The sequence below is a fragment of the Rudanella paleaurantiibacter genome, from assembly GCF_009184635.1.
GTDB lineage: Bacteria > Bacteroidota > Bacteroidia > Cytophagales > Spirosomataceae > Rudanella > Rudanella paleaurantiibacter.
In genome coordinates this window covers 36,503-54,670 of the sequence record NZ_WELI01000012.1, presented here as the reverse complement: position 1 = coordinate 54,670, position 18,168 = coordinate 36,503, and the positions used below count along the sequence as shown (strand labels likewise).

The window sequence follows — 18,168 nt, the reverse complement described above, 5'->3', positions numbered from 1 at the left end:
TCTACCCCCTTCATGCCACTCATCAGCAAGAAAAAACCGGTGTATCGCGTCTGCGATGCCCTACGTGATTACCTCGTTCAATATAGCCGCGAACTGGCCCTCCCGATTCAGTATTCTGACCTGCTGCGCTACGACAACTCGATCTCGCTCTACGACCGCAGCGGTCACGATACCCTCTGGGAAACAGTTTTTTACCCAGCCTCCGACGTCGATGAGATTCTGCTGGCTCTTAAAACCATTTACGCCGAGCTGAAAGCCGACGGCGATATGTCGGTGACGGGCCACCTCACCATCGACCGGGTCGACCTCTGCACCTACGGCAATACTAAACCGTTTCGGATTCGGGTGCGTAATCAGGTAAACGACAACTTCGACTATTTCTACATCAAACGGGCCGATGCCTCGCGGGTGTACGGGCTAGAGCTGGAGCACATTCTATCGCCCAACCGTATCAGCTACCTCACCAGTAGCCAAACCCTAATTGAAGAACACATTGCCGGGATTCCGGGCGACGGCTTCTTCAACCGCGACCTGTACGACCCCGCCACCAACCCTATCCGACTCTGCAAGGAATTTGTGAAGTTCAACGAACGATGCTTTGTGCGGCTGCTGGGCGATATGCATTCGAGCAATTTTGTGGTCGACGTAACCCCCGACTTCGACGAGGTCTATTACCGGATTCGGGCCATCGACTTCGATCAGCAGTCGTACGAAGGGCGTAAATCGGTTTACCTACCGCAGTATTACATTCAGAACCGCCCCATTATTGAGCTGGGGATGAAGTACATGACCCCTGAGAGTGTGCGGCAGTACCAGATTGAGGAGCGGGCGCTGATTGCGGGGCGGCTGCGCGTGGAGAAAACCCGTTTCAACGACCTGATGACCGCCATGCGCCCCGATATGATTTCGACACCCGAAAACGTAAGTCAACTGCGGGAATCACTGGCGCGGCACCACCGCTCACGCGAGTTTTTGCGGGCGCAAACCATGGGTGATCTGGTCTGGACAAGCCTCGAAGTGGGAGGACTGCATTGAGGATTATTGGCTCTCATCAACAACGAAGCCAGCGCCAGGTCGTTTATTGATGGAACAACCCCACTCTGGGCCAGTTTCCCCCAAGTGGTTCAGAGTTATTCTGTACGGCATTACGAACCAACTCTATACCCAAATCAATAAGCTATTTGCTGCAACTATGCCTATCTATCGCGTTTTATTGTTTTGGGGCCTGTTTATGGCCTTTCTGACTACCGCCGACGCCCAGAACCGGCGCCGAAATAACCCGCAGCCAGGTGCCAACAACGGCCCGATTCCGGTGGTTACGGCTCCGCAAACGCGCATCATCGAGAGCATCAACTTCAACAGCACACTGCTCAATCAGGCCGTGCGCTACTCGGTGTATCTGCCACCCGATTATTACACCTCCAACCGGCGCTACCCGGTCGTGTACCTGCTACACGGGTATGGCGACGACGAAACGGGCTGGATTCAGTTTGGCGGTGTCGATCAGGTAGTCGACGCCGGGATTCGGTCGGGCGAGTTGCCGCCCATGATTATTGTCATGCCCAATGGCGGCAGTAGCTGGTACATCAACGATTACCAGAACAAGGTGCGCTACGAGGACATGTTTGTGCAGGAATTTATTGCCCATATTGACTCCACGTTCCGAACCCGCCCCAAACGCGATTTTCGGGGAATTGCGGGCCTCTCAATGGGTGGTCTGGGGGCACTGGTACTGGCCATGCACCACCCCGACCTGTTTGGTGCGAGCGCAGCCCTGAGCGCATCTGCCCGCACCGATGAGATGTTTACCGCCATCCCTGACGAACGCTATTCAACCGTGTTTGCCCCCGTATTTAGCGGACCCGCCACGGGGCAAGACCGCCTGACAACCACCTGGAAACGCAACAGCCCCATTACGCTGGCCCGGTCGGCACCGGAGGGCGACCTGAAACGGGTTCGGTGGTTTATTGATTGTGGCGACGACGACGCCCTGTCGGCCGGTAACGCCACGCTCCACATCGAGCTGACCAACCGGCAGATTCCGCACGAATACCGGGTTCGCAACGGGGGGCATACCTGGGAATACTGGCGGACGAGTTTGCCCGACGCGCTGAAATTTATTGCCGCCGGATTTGTGAATTAAGGCCCGATGGCACCGAAACAGCGAACAATTCTCCAAATTGCAGCGGGTTTTGGGCCGGGCAGTGGCTTCTGTCCCTTGCCAAACCCCACCCGGCTGGCCCACCAGCCGCTTTGAACAACCAGCTTCTACAGCAATGACTCTTGCGATCGACACGGGTAATACCGACGCCGTTTTCGGACTGTTTGAACACGATACGCTCCGGCATATCTGGCGGACGCCCGCGCAACCCGAAGCCTCGTCGGCGCATTTCGAAGCCAAGTTGCGCCTTTGGCTGCTGGAAGCGGACATTCCTCTGAGTGCGGTACGCCAAACGGTGCTATGCAGCGTGGTGCCGATGCTTACGCCCACCCTGCGCGATATGCTCACCGAGCTGTTTGGCATGGAACCCGTAGTGGTAGGCCCCACCATTTACCCGGCCCTGCCCCTCCAGATTCTGCGGCCGCACGAAATCGGGGCCGATCTGGTGGCCAACGCCCTGGCGGCCTATACCCGCTACGGCCGCAACTGCGTGGTAGTCGATTTTGGTACGGCCCTGACGTTTACCACCGTATCTGGCACGGGTCAGATGCTGGGCGTAGCTATTGCGCCGGGCCTCAAAACGGCCATCCGGGCCTTGTTTGCCAATACGGCTCAGTTGCCCGAAGTCCCGCTCGAACTACCGATGTCGGCCCTCGGCCAAAACACCACGCACGCTATTCAGGCCGGGGTGGTGCTGGGGTACGAAGGGCTCGTACGCTCAATGATTAACCGCATCCGAACCGAACTCAATGGAGACTGCCTGGCCATCGGGACGGGTGGGCTCGTGCGCGCCATCTCGACTTTACAAGCCGACTTCGACGATCTGGTACCGGGGCTCACGCTCACGGGCGTCAAGCTCGTGGGCGACACCGTGCGGGCCTACACCGGCACGCTCGTGCCAAGCAGCCGCTAACCGACCTGCGCCCCGGCCAGTTCGAGTATACCCAATACGCGCAGAAACTGAAGCGGAAACGCAGACGGAGCCAGCTTCCGCAAACAAGACGGCCAGTAGTCCCTCCACAATTAAAAAGTGAGGTTTGGAGGTGACAGTACGCTTCAACGACTACGAGAGTCTTCAACCACTGCCAGGGTCTTCAACCACTGCCAGGGTCTTCAACCACTGGCAGGGTTTGGGTTGCTCACTCCCTGCCAGTGGTCGAAGACCCTGGCAGTGGTTGGCCTATATACCGAAGAATCGGGAACCTCCGTCCTGAATTACAAGAGTACTATCTACCGATCACAAAAAACCATACGCTATAAACCCGGACCGCCAGCCGATTCGATGTCAGTCAGAATTTGGGTGAGCTGATTGAGGGGTTGCCGGAATCGGTACTTGTTTTCGTGCAGAATAGCCGCCGAAAAAGAGGTCAGCACAAGCCCGAACAAAATCAGGCCCGGCCATGGGTTCTGGCGCAGGTCGGGGAGCCAGCCAAACCGAACCGCCAACAAAACCAGCAGCCCCCCCGTGAGCGGCACGGCGACCGCTTCGAACCACTGCTTGAACCGGAAAAACGAATAGATAATCCGGTACTGACGACGGACATAGGCAGCCAACGGTTGCCCCGACGGGTCGGGCGGGTACGAACGAGATACCGTGTACTGCTTGAATTTGGTAAAAAACAGGTAACTGAACGGCAGGTAGAGCAACACACCCGCCAAACACAGGCGGGGCAGCACCGGATCGTGCCAGAACCGGACCGTCAGGTGAATAAGCGTGATGTAGATCATCAGCTGCCACACGCCCGACGCCCAAATGTACTTCCCCACCGACCGTTGCTCGGTCCGAATCCGGCCCTGAATCAGGCGTTGCACCTCGGCCTTGTCGGCGGGGGGAACGGAGGGCGCGCCCGTTTGCCGCCATGCGTTGCGAAAGTTTTCGAGAGAGTCGGTCATCGATAGAGGTGAGCCCCTGGCTCGTTTAGTTGTTTTTCCAATCGTTTGCGCACCCGAACCAGCCGCACGCTGACATTCGTGACCGTCAGACCGGTGATGTCGGCAATCTGTTCGTACGACTGCTCTTCCAGATACAGCAGCGTAATGGCCTTATCGACGGGCGACAACCCATCAATGGCCCGATACAACAGTCCCACCAACTCGTCATCGGCCGTGCTGTCGGGAGGGGCCGCGAGCCCCAGGGCCTGTTCTGTCAGCGGTTCGGGCCGGAGCGTGCGTCCCCGTTTGCGGACGTAGGTGACAGCCGTGTTGAGGGCAATCCGGTACATCCAGGTCGACAGGCTGGCCTCTGCCCGGAACCCCGGATAGGCTTTCCAAAGCTGGTACGTGATTTCGCCCAACAAGTCCTGACGGTCGTCGGGGTCGGGGCAATGCACCCGGCAAAGCCGATACAAAAACGGCCGACTGCGGTTATAATGCCCTAAAAATTCGGTTTCCTGCGCGGCCGTCATGGGTTCTGGCTTGGTTCGGTTTACTTCATTAGTCGCCCGCGAAGCGAGAAAACTACACGCTCGGCTTATTCTTTTTTCGGTATCGGTCAGGGGGCTTCAAAATGGCACAATTGCCCCGCCATAATGCCCTGTTCACCCCCCATCCGGGCAGACCAAAGACCGTACTTTTAGGCAATAAAACAGACCAAACAACACGTACTTATGAAAAAGACAACCATTGCGTACTGGGTATTTACGGGCCTTTTCTGCTTCGTCATGGCAGGCTCAGCCATTCCAAACATCATGGCCGATACCGTTTCGCTCAACGGATTTGCCGAACTGGGCTACCCGGCGTATCTGGTGCCGTTTCTGGGCTGGGCCAAGCTACTCGGGGTTATTGCCCTGCTGATTCCGGGCTACCCGCGTTTGAAAGAGTGGGCTTACGCCGGGCTTATGTTCGACATTCTGGGCGCGATTTACTCCATTGCGGCCGTGGGTAAGCCCCTCAGTCTCTGGCTGCCCATGTTTGTGCTGCCGCTCGTCGGGATGCTGTCGTATGTGTATCATCACAAACGGCTCAACGTACAGGCTACCAAACAAACCCGCGCAGCAAGCCCGGTGCTGGGTTAACGTAGCCCGACCCGTACAGAAAAGCGGCCCATCCTGCGCAGGATGGGCCGCTTTTCTGTGTAAGCAGCAAACGTTGTCGGCCGCATCCGTTGGGTGCGACCGACAAGCTTCCGTTAATCAATCTTGAGCAGACGAATCGTATGCGACCGGGTTTCGGTAGCGGCCCGCAAGAGGAGCGTACCACCCGGCTGTCGACTCACATCGAACCGGAATCGTTCTTCGGATTGCCCCCGTTCGCGTCGCTGCTGACCAATAATCTGGCCTTTCGAGTCGGTGAGCAGCACCTGAACCGGTTCGCCCGCAATGCCCGTTACCGCTACCTCGACGATCCCGTTGCTGACAGGGTTGCCACCCACTGCCGTGATACCAATCGGGTTGAGGTCGACCGTTGCCAAACGACCCGAGGCCGACGAAGCACTGATGGTAATGGTAACGGTTCCACTCGCCGACTGCCCCACGGTACTTGTGCCCCCTGTAGCCGTACCCGACGTAGCCGTACCACTCGTGCCGGTGCCGCTCGTACCACTGCTACTACTACCGGTAGACGCGACAATGACCACCGTGTTGCTACCAGCCGCCGTGGGTGTACCCGATATGGTACCCGTAGCGGCATTGATACTCAGCCCTGCCGGGAGTCCGGTAGCCGCGTATGTTAGGGTCTGACTGCCGCCCGCCGTGAACGTGCCCGTGGGCAACGTATAGCTGAACGCACGTCCAACAACACCCGTAGCCGACACCAACGACCCGCTAAATACAGGAGCTGTACCGCTTGTGCCGGTCCCGCTGGTACCCGTGGTGCTGGTGCCACTCGTTACCGAACTACTGATGGTAATACCCAACGTACCGCTTGCCGACTGCCCGACGGTAGCCGTGCCACTCGTGCCGGTGCCGCTGGTACCACTTGTACTACTACCCGGTGTCGCCCTGATAACCACGGTATTACTACCAGCCGCTGTGGGTGTACCGGATATGGCTCCCGTGGCCCCGTTTATGGTTAGCCCCGCCGGAAGACCCGTTGCCGCGTAACTCACCGACTGACCACCCGTAAACGTTCCCGTGGGTAGTGTGTAGCTGAAGGCCTGCCCAACCGTACCCGTGACGGAGGTCAGCGGCCCGTTGAAGACAATCCCCGTACCACTCGTACCGGTTCCGCTCGTACCCGTGGTGCTGGTGCCACTCGTGACTGAACTGTTGATCACAATACCGAGTGTACCACTTGCCGACCCACCCACGGTAGCCGTACCACTTGTGCCGGTGCCACTGGTACCACTCGTACTGCTGGCCGAGCTGGTAGCCGTAATCACAACCGTATTGCTACCGGCCGTTGTGGGCGTACCCGTAATGGCCCCGGTACCCGGACTGATGGTCAGGCCCGCAGGCAGACCTGTAGCCGCGTAGGTAAGCGACTGTCCCGTGGTGGCCGTAAACGAGCCCGTCGGGATCGTGTAGCTGAACGATTGGCCCACCGTACCGGTGGCTGAACCCAGCGTACCGACAAAAGCGGTTCCGCTCGTACCGGTGGTACTGGTGCCCGGATTCACGGTTATACCCAGCAGCGCACTCGCCGATTGCCCACTCGGGTTCGTCGCGAAAATGACCACCGCACTATTACCCGCCTGGGTTGGCGTCCCGGATATGGCTCCGGTAGCCGCATTGACACTCAACCCCAACGGAACCCCCGATGCGTTGTAGGTCAGCGATTGACCCGTAGGCGAGGTAAAGGCTCCTGTAGGTAAAGTATAGGTAAACGCCTGCCCGACCGTTGCAGTAGCCGAGGCCAACGTACCACTGAACACCGGTGCGGTGCCCGTACCGCTCGTAACCGAGCTGTTGATCAGAATACCCAGTGTACCGCTAAACGATTGACCCGTGGTAGCCGTGCCGCTTGTACCCGTCCCGCTGGTGCCGGTGGTACTGGTCCCCGAACTGACCGTGGTACTCGTACCGGAGGTAATGGCCGTGATGATTACGGTATTACTACCCGCCGTAGTGGGTGTACCTGTAATGGCCCCTGTTCCGGTATTGATAGTCAGTCCGGGTGGTAGCCCACTGGCCGAATACGTCAGCGACTGCCCCGCCGTGGCCGAGAATGATCCGCTCGGGATGGTGTAACTAAAGGATTGCCCCACCGTACCCGTTGCCGAACCCAACGTGCCGACAAATGCCGTACCCGTGGTTCCTGTGCCGCTTGTACCCGTACCGCTTGTCACAGATGCATTGATCAGAATCCCCAGCGTACCGCTAAATGATTGGCCTACCGTAGCGGTACCGCTCGTACCCGTCCCGCTGGTGCCGGTGGTACTGGTCCCCGAACTGACTGTGGTGCTGGTGGCCGAACTGGTGGCTGTGATAATCACCGTATTGCTACCCGCTGTCGTGGGTGTACCGGTAATGGCTCCTGTGTTTCGGTTAATGGCCAATCCGGGGGGTAGCCCACTGGCCGCATACGTGAGTGACTGCCCCGCTGTAGCCGAGAACGACCCATTCGGGATCGTGTAGCTAAACGACTGCCCAACTGTACCCGTTGCCGAGCCTAACGTACCCGCGAAGGCTGTTCCGCCCGAAGTACCAGTGCCACTGGTGCCCGTTGTGCTCGTGCCACTTGTTACCGAGCTACTAATCACAATTCCCAGGCTCGCCGTAGCCGATTGGCCCACCGTAGCCGTGCCCGAAGTACCGGTGCCACTGGTACCCGTCGTGCTCGTGCCCGAACTAACTGTGGTGCTGGTGGCCGAGCTGGTAGCCGTAATCACAACCGTATTGCTACCCGCTGTCGTGGGCGTACCGGTGATAGCCCCCGTATTTCGGTTGATGGTTAGGCCGCCCGGTAAGCCACTGGCCGCATACGTCAGCGACTGACCCGCCGTGGCCGAAAACGACCCGTTCGGAATGGTGTAGCTGAACGACTGCCCAACTGTACCCGTAGTAGAGCCTAATGTACCACTAAAGGCCGGAGGGGGCGTAACCGGACCTCCACCCGCACAGAACGAGGCAATATCGAAAACGTACGTAGCAATAGCCCCACCCTGTGTAGCCGTGATGATAATCGGCTTTGGGTCGGCCCGGAGCCCCGGTTCTACCGTGCCGGTTGCCGAGCCAGGATCATTGCGTGTAATACCCGGTGCAGTATAGGTAATAGGCCCGCCATTGCTTCCCGTGGTATTAAACGTAATGGCCCCCGTAGAACAATTGTACGTAGGCTGAGCCAGGGCAAACGTGCTACCCGCCGGATTAACGCCCAGCACAAATTGCGCCCTCGCCGACTGCCCGCGTGGGTCGGTGGCAATGATGGTGATAAGGCTGAAACCGGGCGACGTAGCTGTGCCGTAAACCGTGCCGGTGGTCGGTTCTACAACCACACCCTCGGGCATGCCGGTCCCCGAGTAGGTCAGGGTTTCGCCTTCGGGGTCGACAAAAGCCCCGGTCGGGATGTAGTAGTAAAGCGTGCGCCCCACGGTACCCGAGCCTACGGGTAGGCTGCCATTGAACACGGGCGGACGGTTAGACGGCGTAGCGCAGAACGACGCCAGATCAAAGGCGTAGCTGGTCGACATGCCGCTCTGCGTAGCTGTGATGACAATCGGTTTAGGGTCGGCCCGGAGCCCTGCTTCTACGGTGCCGTTGTTGCTGCCTGCGTCACTCCGGCTGATGCCGGCTGCCGAGTACGTGATGGGTGTACCATTACCCCCTGTTGTGTTGAAGGTAATTGCCCCTGTGGCGCAATTGTACGTGGGTTGTGTTAGGGTAAGCCCCGTTTGAGCGGCAACTGTGTGTCCTAACTGGGCCAACACATACAACGCCCATGCACACAGCCACAGCCGCGCGGTTGGTAATCGGAATAACCTGAGCATACTAGTTGAGTAAAAAAGTTGGAATACCGTTTGTGGATTAAGTGAGAAACCAATCGGCAAGCCGAGAACACAGCCCGTAGCTGCGTTACGTAGAGACAGACGATCGACCCCGTGAACGAGCGCATCGTTCGGGGTCCCAACCCAAATCGCTGTAAATGAAGCATACACCCCCTCGCCGGGAGTGACCGAAGTGCGGCACCCTTGAGATTACTATTTATCCCAGCAATCAAATAGCCTTTTCGAAGGCAAGGTCATTACGGATAAGAATATTTCAAGTATGAATGTTATCGAAAGGGTATTAAAGTGTTTGTGTGGACCCCAAACCCTATGAAAAAAGCCGCCACCGACGGGTGCGTCGGTGGCGGCTAAGGTCTTGTTTATATGTCTTTTAACGGTCTACTCCTCAAAAATCTCTTCCAGCTTCACTTCGACTCCTGAGGTGGCATCAATAACGGTGTCGTTACCCGAAAAAAAGCGGTATTTACCAAACTCCGAGTACACCGAAATCGCCTGGAAGCTGGGCATCACTAGCCAGCAACTTTTTACGCCTGCCTTGAAGTACCGCTCAAACTTAGCCAAAATCTCCGTGTCCGATTGGGAGGGAGACACAATCTCAACAACCGTCAGGGGCATTTCGGTCATCGACGTCACATCGTGCAGAAAATCAATGCGTAGCTTCGGATAAATGGCAATATCGGGCACTGTATCCGGGCGCTCGGGCATGGTTAGATTAAGTTCCGATAAAACTGTGTGCGTTTTTCGGTAACGATAATCTAAACTAACCAGCAGATTTTTCTGCACATAAGCATGATTGAGTGTAGGCACGGGCTTTCCTCGTTCGAGTTCGTATTCCGATAGCTGTTCGAGTGTAGCTTCCATAAGCGCAGAGATTTTCTCAAATATAACAAACTACTGTTCCAGTTCAAACCCGCCTTTTTTCTTGGTGGCCTGCCGGAATCGGCACTTACATCCGACTGGGGTTGAGCCATTTTAGCGATTTGATATTATCGAAATCACGCTCATTATCAGTCACTACAACAAATCCATAAGCAAGGGCAGTAGCAGCAATAATAGCATCCGGTGTTTTCAGTCGATGCTTTCGCCGAAGCCGTATCGTCTCTACCACAATCCGTTCAGACAAGTTATAAACTATCGAATCCTCTACAAAGACAGCTACTTTTTCCTCAAGATTAGCGTCAGCAGGGTTCCAGGTTAGCAACTCAATTTTGGTAATAACCGAGATATTACTTTCCGTTTCAAACACTGAATCCATGAAAGCTAACCCATCTTCGGGAAACCGCCCTTCAAGGTATTTACTAACCGCCGAACTATCGATCAGGTAGCGCCTTACCATTCGTTGCGAATTGCTTTCAGATGCGCTTCCAGACTATCGGCGGCTACACCGTTGATGCTGCCCCGTAACGACCGAATACGGTTGGGCCTTGCAGCCGGACGCTCAGGCTCATCGGCTGGTAAGATAATAAGCTGAACTCGACGCGCTTCAAAACCATCTGGGAGGGTATAATGCAGCGTAGGGCCATCTAATTCTATGATTTCGCTAATTGCTTGCATACGTTTCCCCCATTTTGTGCTTAATACTGCAAGATAAACAAAATCGGCGGGTACAACATTCCTGTCGTAACGCCTTTACTGCTCCAACTCAAACCCACCTTTTTTCTTGGTGGCCTGCCGGAATCGGTAGCTGATTGTCAGGTTAATTTGCCGGAGCCGCCCCTGTCCAATGCTCGACGTGTAAAAGTTGGCCCCCTCCGTGATTGACCGGTACTTGCGCGAGTTGAACACGTCGATTACGTTAAGTGTCATGGTGCCGTTTTTGTTGAAAATCTCACGGCTAACGGCCAAATCGAGCGCGGCTAAGGCTTTCTGGCGCCCCTGCGGTAGTTGCTGTGGGGCATCGTAATTGCCCCGCAGTTGCAGGTCGGTACCTTTCACCACCGTAAACCGCGAGCTAAGCCGGGTAAACCAGGCGTAGGTATCGCTCTGGAAATCGGAATCGAGGTTGGCCCCGTCGGTCATGGCCCGGAAAAAGTTGAAGTTACCATCAAGTTTCCACCACTTTGCCAACGCGTACGACCCGGCAAACTCAATGCCGTAGGCGTTTTCGGTCGCGAGGTTTTCGGGCCGGGTAGTTGCCATACCCTGCGCATCGACCCGCCGAATCCGTAGAATTTTGCCGGTTGTGTAGCGGTAGTACGCCGACGAGCTAATGGAGCCTTTTTCGAAGTATTTGATATGGCCCAGCTCGTAAGCATCCGTAAACTCAGGGTTCAGGTCGGGGTTGCCGCTGAAGAAGTTACGGGCATCGCTGAAGGTCATGAACGGGCTCAGGTCGTTGTACGTGGGCCGACGCACCCGACGGCTGTAGCTGATTTGCAGGGCATGCTGCCGGGGTAAATCGTAGGTCATGTGGACACTCGGAAACAGGTTGGCATACGCCCGCGGGTTCACCTCGTTGGTTTGTTTGAGGGTCGTTTTCACGTCGGTCCATTCAGCACGCACACCGGCCTGATACGAGAGCCGCCCGTTTTTATTACCCACAATACCGTACAACGCGTTGATTTTCTCTTCGTACACAAAGTTGTTGGTCAGACCCGGCAGCGGCACGTACACGCCTGCGTTGTTCTGTTGCGTCACCGAATAGTCATTGGTCATGTCGCGGTCGCTGCTCCGCACCCCGGCCTCAAACTTGCCCTGCTTGGCAAACGGGTGTACGTAGTCAATTTGCAACAGCAACTGCTTTTCGCCTTCATCATTGACGGAGCGTTGACGGTTGAGCGGAATAGCGGGCGTACGGCCGTCGGGCTTAAACAACTGCTGGGTAAACAACTGATCGGAGCTTTCCCAGTTGTCGAGCAGCCGAATATCGGCCGACAGTTCGTGGCCTTTCCGCAGAAACGAGCGTTTGTACGTGATGGCGTATTCTGAGTTTGGCTCGGTTTCGGTTTCGTCCTGTGTGCGGTAGGTCACACCGAGGGGGTTGGCCGTCGAGTTCACGAAATCACGGTAATAAATGTCGGCATAACGCTTGCCTTTGCTACCCCGGTACGTGTACGAGCCCGTCAGGATATTGCGCTCGTTGAAAAAGTAATCGATACCGGCCTGAATATTGTTGTTCATGACCCGCTGCCGAAAATCACCGTTTTGCTGGCTAATCAGGGTCGAATCGTTGCGGTACACTTCCTGATACAGTGAGTTGCGACCCGGCCGCCGACGGTACGCTATCGTATAATTGACAAAGAAGTTGAGGTTTTTCTTGCGGTAGTTGAGGTTGGTAGCCACCCCCAAATTGGCCGGATACCCCGTAATCAGGTCGACCGAGCTGTTGAAACCCTCCTGCCGTTCTTTTTTAAGCACAATGTTGATTACCCCACCCATACCTTCGGCTTCGTACCGGGCCGATGGGTTGGTAATTACTTCGACGCGCTCAATCTGACTTCCCTGCAACTGTTGCAGGCCCGCGCCCCCTTTGAAACTCACCAATCCCGACGGCTTTCCGTCGATCAGGATTCGGACGCTACCACTGCCGCGCAGGCTGATATTACCCTCCACATCGACCGCTACCGATGGGATATTACGCATCACGTCGATGGCCGTACCGCCCGCATTGGCGAGGTCTTTCCCAACATTGAAAATCTTTTTGTCTAAGGCCAGTTCCATTTGGCTCTTTTCGCCCTGCACCACCACCTCGGCCAACCGCTGCGCCGACGTTTTGAGCACAACGGTACCTATTTGTACGTCGGCATTGGTCACCCGCACGGGCGATATTACCTTGCTCAGGTACGCTACTGAAGATATTTTGAGGTAATACTGCCCGGTTGAGGCCGGAATAGCAAAGGTACCAGCTTCGTTGGCGGTAGCGCCGGCTACCAGCGTCGAGTCGGCGCTCCGGTGCAGCGCCACCGTAGTAAAGGGCACGGGGGCATTCTGCTCGTCGACGAGGGTGCCGCGAACGGATACGGGCGTTTGGGCAAAAACGGATGAACCTAAGCAACCAACCAACAACAAAAGGTATAAATTCTTCATACCTGTAGAAGAGACCGACCGGGTTGCTTTACTGTAAACGGGTGGATTTTAGGGGCAGGAGGAGGTAGGTTTAACGAATCCCGTTGTGTATTTTGAGTACTATCAACCTCCCAGAATGCACAACGGGGCGGCAAACCATATGGTCTGCCGCCCCGATTCGTGTTTGTATTGTCCGAAATAGCCTTAGTTCGGATAACCCGGGTTCTGCGTTTTCAGGTTCGGGTTGTTAAGCATTTCAGGACGGGGCAGGGGCAGCAACAGGTGCTTCTGCTCCAGAGCCTTGTTAGTGCTCAGGTTCACGTGACCCACAAAGTTGTCAAACCCTTTGGTAGTCTCGTTGAACACTTTCCGCAAACGAACCATATCGAACCAGGTAATCTGCTCGTAGCAGAACTCATACCAGCGCTCGCGCCATACGGCCTCGCGGAAGCTGTTCTGCGTGAACGTACCCAGTGCGGGGGTGTTCAGCTTAGCCCGGTCGCGGATACGCTTCAGAGCTTCAACCGTAGCCGCCGTTGGGCCACCTACTTCGTTTTGCGCTTCAGCAAAAATCAGCAGTGTTTCGGCAAACCGGATCTGTGGCACGTTCAGGTTGTTGTTCCGCGTACCAGCTACACCCTGCGTACCGTTCGAAGTCCGGTTGAAGTGCTTGAACACGTACGGACGGCCCAACTCAAACCGGGCACCGGTTCCGTTGGTGAAGTACGTCGTGTAGAAGTATCCTTCCTGATCCTTCGTGCGGAGGTCGCCTGTCTCATACGAGTTGTAGAACGACAGCGTCGGAATAGAGCTACCGGTACCCGTTGGGCCGTTGAAGTTGATCGGCTTAAAGTTTCCGTAGAAGTTATCCATCGGGTTACCTGCTACCACGGCGTTGTACTGAAGCTGGAACAGGTGCTCCGTCCGGTTTTTCAGGCTTTCGCGGTGTACATCTTCAAACGTCGGGAACAAGTTGATCGTACCGGGGTTCGCATTGGCGTACGTGATTACCTCCAGGGCCTTGTCGGCAGCCAGCTTGTAGTGCGTAGCTCCTTTCGCCAGCGGGAAGCCCGCCATCGTCAGGTACACTTTAGCCAGCTGGGTTTTCACAGCCGCCAGGTTTACCCGGCCGCTTGCGTCCATCCAGGGCAAACCAGCCGCTTCAGCCGCTTTCAGGTCTTCTACAATCAGGTTGTAAACGTTTTCCTGCGGAGCACGAGCAGGCAGGAAGTCTTCCGAAGTAGCCGTTTGGGGCTTCGTAATGAGCGGAATATCGCCCCACAACCGTACAGCCGTAAAGTACGCCCATGCCCGCAGGAAGCGAGCTTCGCCCAGAATTTTGGCCTTTTGGGCGTCGGGCATCGGCGTGATAGCCGGTACACGATCGAGCACGAGGTTGGCGTTGGCAATTACCCGATACAGACCGTTCCAATAGTTAACGACGTGTGCCGTATTACCATCGTGCGAGAGGCTGTAGAGGTTGTTCAGGTCCGAGTTCTGCGCCGTTTCGGTGGTTGAGGTACCTGTCATGGCCTCCAGCAACTGCCAGTTCGACGAGAAAATACCCGCACCACCTCCGAAGAAGCGCGTATCGGCGTAAACAGCCGCCAAGCCCGCTTCAGCATGATCAGGAATGGTAAAGAAATTGTCAGGCTGGAGGTTCGATGGCGGTTGTTCGTCGAGGAAATCAGAACAACCAACAGGGCCAAGCAGAACGGTTCCGCAGAGCAATGCTTTGGTTATGGATTTTGCAATGGAATATCGCATGGTAGCTTCAAAAGTTTGGAATAGGGTTTACAAAGTAAGCTGCAGACCCAGCATGTAAGTTGTTGGCTTCGGATAGTTGTGCCAGATCATACCTTGTGAGAAGGCACTGTTACCACCACCCTGGTTAGTCGGCGTCACTTCAGGATCACCCACGATTGGATCATCAACCAGCAGGAAGAAGTTCTGAACCGTGGTGTAGAAGCGCAGGCGGCTTACTTTCATGCGGCTTGCCACTTGTGAAGGCAGCGTGTAACCGAACAACAGGTTACGGCCCCGCAGGAACGATCCGTCTTTGATCCAGTGGCTGTCTACGTTGGTTACGTAGCCGGCACGCGTTTCCCGAACCTCGGCAATCGGCGTGTTCTGGTTCTGTGGTGTCCAGGCGTTCAGTACCGACTTGTAGCTGTTAGCCAGTGCCTGACGGTCTTCGCTGGCGTGCAGGTTCATCATCATTACGTCGTTGCCGTACATGAACTGCAATTCGAGCGTAGCGTCGAAGTTGCCAAACTTGAACTGGTTCGTCAGAGCGCCCCAGCCTTTCGGGCTACCATTACCGATAATGCTCCGGTCAGCGTCGTTGATTACCTTGTCGCCGTTCACGTCGAGGTACTTGATGTCACCCGGCAGAATGGTCAGGTTGTTCCGGTAGCTCGTAAACTTAGCAGCTTCTTCACGCTCCGCTTCGCTCCAAATACCCAGGCGAGTCAGACCCCAGAATGAACCAACTGGCGCACCTACCCGGATAATGTTGGTTGGGTTGGTGAAGTTCGGGCCACCTACGTTGAAGATGTCGGCAGGCGTAGCCAGCGTCAGTACCTTGTTGCGGTTGAGCGACAGGTTGAACGAGGTATTCCACGAGAAACCACCCCGGCTTACGTTCACCGTATTCAAACCAAATTCAAACCCTTTGTTCTCCATCGAACCTACGTTCCGGCGGATCGTAGCGTAACCACTCGACTGCGGTACGGGGGCATCGAGGAGCATGTCGGTCGTCAAACGATAGTAGTAGTCAGCCTCCAGGTTAACACGACCGTTGAACAGGCTCACTTCCAGACCTACGTCCGACTGAGCCGTTTTTTCCCAACGCAGGTCGGGGTTGGCCAGACGGTTGATACCCGTTCCGCTCACCCGCGTATCGTTGTAAACGGCTGCGTAAGTAGAGCTGAGTGTTGCAAGCGACTGGTAGGTCGGAATTTCGGAGTTACCCGTCTGACCATAGCTGGCGCGCAGCTTCAGGTTCGATACAATCGGGTTGCCTTTGAGGAAATCCTCTTCAGATACCCGCCATGCCACAGCCGCCGATGGGAAGAAGGCAAACTTGTGGTTATCACCGAATCGCGACGATCCGTCGGCCCGGCCCGTAAGGGTCAACAGGTACTTCTCTTTGTAACCGTAGTTAACCCGGCCAAAGTATGAGTTGAAGGCAAACCGCGATGCGTTTGAACCAACCTGTGGGTTGGTAGCACCAGCACCCAGGTTATTGAAACCGAAGTAGTCGGTAGCAAAGTTGTTTACCTGAGCGTTCATTGAGAAGAAGTCATTCTCCTGCCATGAAACCCCCAACAGACCTTGGATTGAGTGATCGGTACCGATTTGACGGTTGTACGTCAACAGGTTTTCCAATGACCAGAAGGTTTCTCTCTGGTTGTACGTCCGGGCGTTACCGTTACCACCGATGTTGAGCGTACGAGTCTGCGATTCGTTGTTCTCCTGCGTTACGATGTTGGTACCCAAAATGGTTTTGAACTCCAGACCTTTCGCCAGGTTGAGGTTGGCGTACAGGCTACCAAGTACCGTTTGGGTGTTCAGGATGTACTTACGACCCATCAGACGGTGTACCGAGCTCATGGTACCTTCGGCGCTGGGGTAATCCCGGTTGTTGGCAAACTGACCGTTGGCATAGCGTACCGGCAGGAACGGGAAGTCTTCCACAATCTGCCGCGCTACGGCGTCATTGATGTCGACCAGGTTCTCTGACTGGTTGTTGTAGCTCAGCGTACCACCAATCTTGAGCCATTTCTTCACCTGATCGTCGATGGTAAAGCGGCCTGAGTAGCGCTTCATGTACGACGTTTTGATGAGGCCCTGATCGTCGCGGTAACCCAGCGAGAGCGAGTACTGCGTGCGCTCGCTACCACCGCTGAAGCCCAACTGATGGTTTTGCGACAGTTTGTTCTGCGTAGTCTCCTTAAACCAGTCGGTATCGTACAGCGGGTTCAGATTTTCGTCGAACACACCGGGGAAGTTGGCACTGTATGCTTTCCGACGGGCAATGGGGTCGAGGTACGTGTACTGACCAGCCGCCCAGCCTTTGGGGTCATACTTGGCGATGTTTTTGTACGCCAGTTCTTCCGTAGCCAGATACTCACGGGCGTTGAGCACCTGCGGACGGTTGGGTCCGATAGTGTTCACGCTGAAATCGGCGTTGTACGTTACGGTACCTTCGCCCGCTTTTCCTTTCTTAGTGGTTACGAGGATAACCCCGTTGGCACCCCGTGCTCCGTAAATAGCCGTCGACGAAGCATCTTTCAGTACCTCGATCGACACGATGTCGTTCGGGTTGATGTAGTCGATAGCCGAGCTGAACTGGTTCTGGTTACCTTGTGGCAACAGTACCCCGTCGACTACGTACAGCGGGTTGTTCGACGAGTTGATCGAGCTGAAACCACGGATACGCACCGTAGTACGACCACCCGGACGACCCGAGTTCGTGTTAACCTGTACACCCGGCATACGACCCGACAGTGCCTGGTTGAGCGATGGTGCCGGACGCTCCATGATCTGATCGGCTTTCACACCCGCTACCGAACCCGTCAAATCGGATTTACGGACAGTACCGTAACCGATTACCACGACTTCGTTCAGTTGCTTGTTGTCGGCTTGCAGCGTCAGGTTAATGGTAGTCTGGTTCGTGACCGCTACCTCTTGGGCAGTGTAACCCACAAACGAGAACACCAGCGTTGCGCCCGCATCGGGTACCTCCAGCCGGAACCGGCCATCGGCATCAGTCACAGTCCCGCGTGTAGTGCCTTTCATCACCACACTTACGCCGGGCAGGGCAGAGTTGGCATCATCTACCACCCGGCCGGTAATGACCCGCTCAACGGCCTTCGTATCCGTTGCGATGTGCTCTTCAATCGCCAGGCGATCCTTAGCGACCGCGCCATACGTCAGACTGGTGCACGAGATTGCCATGAACACCTGTAGTGCGGCAACCCCCATCCATCTGCGTGGCCCAATTAAGGTTGGTATAGATTTACTCATACATTTTTCTGACTCTGCTAAGAGTCGTTAGGAAAAATTAAAGTTAAAAGTGGACAAATACCGTCATCAAAAAGAGTAGACCAACGGG

Annotated in this window: 13 protein-coding genes; 4 read left to right on the top strand and 9 right to left on the bottom strand. The window is 55.8% G+C overall.

From position 1 onward, the window contains the following. Positions 1 to 12: 12 nt before the first annotated feature. From F5984_RS22705 to F5984_RS22695, 3 genes are all read left to right on the top strand, one after another. Positions 13 to 1,035 (top strand): hypothetical protein, encoded by a 1,023-nt coding sequence (locus F5984_RS22705; protein ID WP_152126513.1) that lies wholly within the window; start codon positions 13 to 15, stop codon positions 1,033 to 1,035. Positions 1,036 to 1,192: 157 nt separating this feature from the next. After that, a complete protein-coding gene (locus tag F5984_RS22700) occupies positions 1,193 to 2,143 on the top strand; it encodes an alpha/beta hydrolase (RefSeq protein WP_152126512.1) in 951 nt (316 codons plus the stop codon). A gap of 133 nt (positions 2,144 to 2,276) precedes the next feature. Beyond that, entirely contained in the window at positions 2,277 to 3,074 is a 798-nt protein-coding gene (locus F5984_RS22695; RefSeq protein WP_152126511.1) for a type III pantothenate kinase, read from the top strand. A gap of 341 nt (positions 3,075 to 3,415) precedes the next feature. Here the strand turns inward: F5984_RS22695 and F5984_RS22690 are convergent, their stop codons facing one another. Next, on the bottom strand, positions 3,416 to 4,054 hold the full coding sequence (locus F5984_RS22690; RefSeq protein WP_152126510.1) for a hypothetical protein: 639 nt from the start codon (positions 4,052 to 4,054) through the stop codon (positions 3,416 to 3,418). Next, positions 4,051 to 4,566 carry an RNA polymerase sigma factor gene (locus F5984_RS22685; protein WP_152126509.1) on the bottom strand — a complete coding sequence of 172 codons (516 nt, stop codon included), beginning with the start codon at positions 4,564 to 4,566 and terminating at the stop codon, positions 4,051 to 4,053. Before F5984_RS22685 ends, F5984_RS22690 begins: the two co-directional genes overlap by 4 nt. A 201-nt stretch (positions 4,567 to 4,767) precedes the next feature. Between F5984_RS22685 and F5984_RS22680 the strand changes: the two genes are divergently transcribed. Next, entirely contained in the window at positions 4,768 to 5,175 is a 408-nt protein-coding gene (locus tag F5984_RS22680; RefSeq protein WP_152126508.1) for a DoxX family protein, read from the top strand. Positions 5,176 to 5,288: 113 nt separating this feature from the next. Here F5984_RS22680 and F5984_RS22675 read toward each other — a convergent pair whose 3' ends face one another. The 7 genes from F5984_RS22675 to F5984_RS22645 all read right to left on the bottom strand — a co-directional run bounded on the left by F5984_RS22675 (position 5,289) and on the right by F5984_RS22645 (position 18,011). After that, complete coding sequence (locus F5984_RS22675; protein WP_152126507.1) at positions 5,289 to 9,026, bottom strand: beta strand repeat-containing protein; 3,738 nt, start codon at positions 9,024 to 9,026, stop codon at positions 5,289 to 5,291. 396 nt (positions 9,027 to 9,422) lie between these two features. Next, positions 9,423 to 9,905: a Uma2 family endonuclease gene (locus tag F5984_RS22670; RefSeq protein ID WP_152126506.1), complete on the bottom strand. Its 483-nt coding sequence runs from the start codon at positions 9,903 to 9,905 to the stop codon at positions 9,423 to 9,425. An 85-nt stretch (positions 9,906 to 9,990) separates the two neighbouring features. After that, positions 9,991 to 10,380, bottom strand: coding sequence for a type II toxin-antitoxin system VapC family toxin (locus F5984_RS22665; protein WP_152126505.1), 390 nt, complete (start codon positions 10,378 to 10,380; stop codon positions 9,991 to 9,993). Continuing rightward, a complete protein-coding gene (locus tag F5984_RS22660) occupies positions 10,374 to 10,598 on the bottom strand; it encodes a hypothetical protein (protein ID WP_152126504.1) in 225 nt (74 codons plus the stop codon). The genes F5984_RS22665 and F5984_RS22660 overlap by 7 nt, the downstream gene beginning before the upstream one ends. A 75-nt stretch (positions 10,599 to 10,673) precedes the next feature. After that, a complete protein-coding gene (locus F5984_RS22655) occupies positions 10,674 to 13,070 on the bottom strand; it encodes an outer membrane beta-barrel family protein (protein ID WP_152126503.1) in 2,397 nt (798 codons plus the stop codon). Positions 13,071 to 13,253: 183 nt separating this feature from the next. Then, positions 13,254 to 14,816: a RagB/SusD family nutrient uptake outer membrane protein gene (locus tag F5984_RS22650; protein WP_152126502.1), complete on the bottom strand. Its 1,563-nt coding sequence runs from the start codon at positions 14,814 to 14,816 to the stop codon at positions 13,254 to 13,256. Between the two features lie 27 nt (positions 14,817 to 14,843). Continuing rightward, positions 14,844 to 18,011, bottom strand: a complete 3,168-nt coding sequence (locus tag F5984_RS22645; RefSeq protein WP_394367447.1) for a SusC/RagA family TonB-linked outer membrane protein — start codon at positions 18,009 to 18,011, stop codon at positions 14,844 to 14,846. Positions 18,012 to 18,168 lie beyond the last annotated feature (157 nt).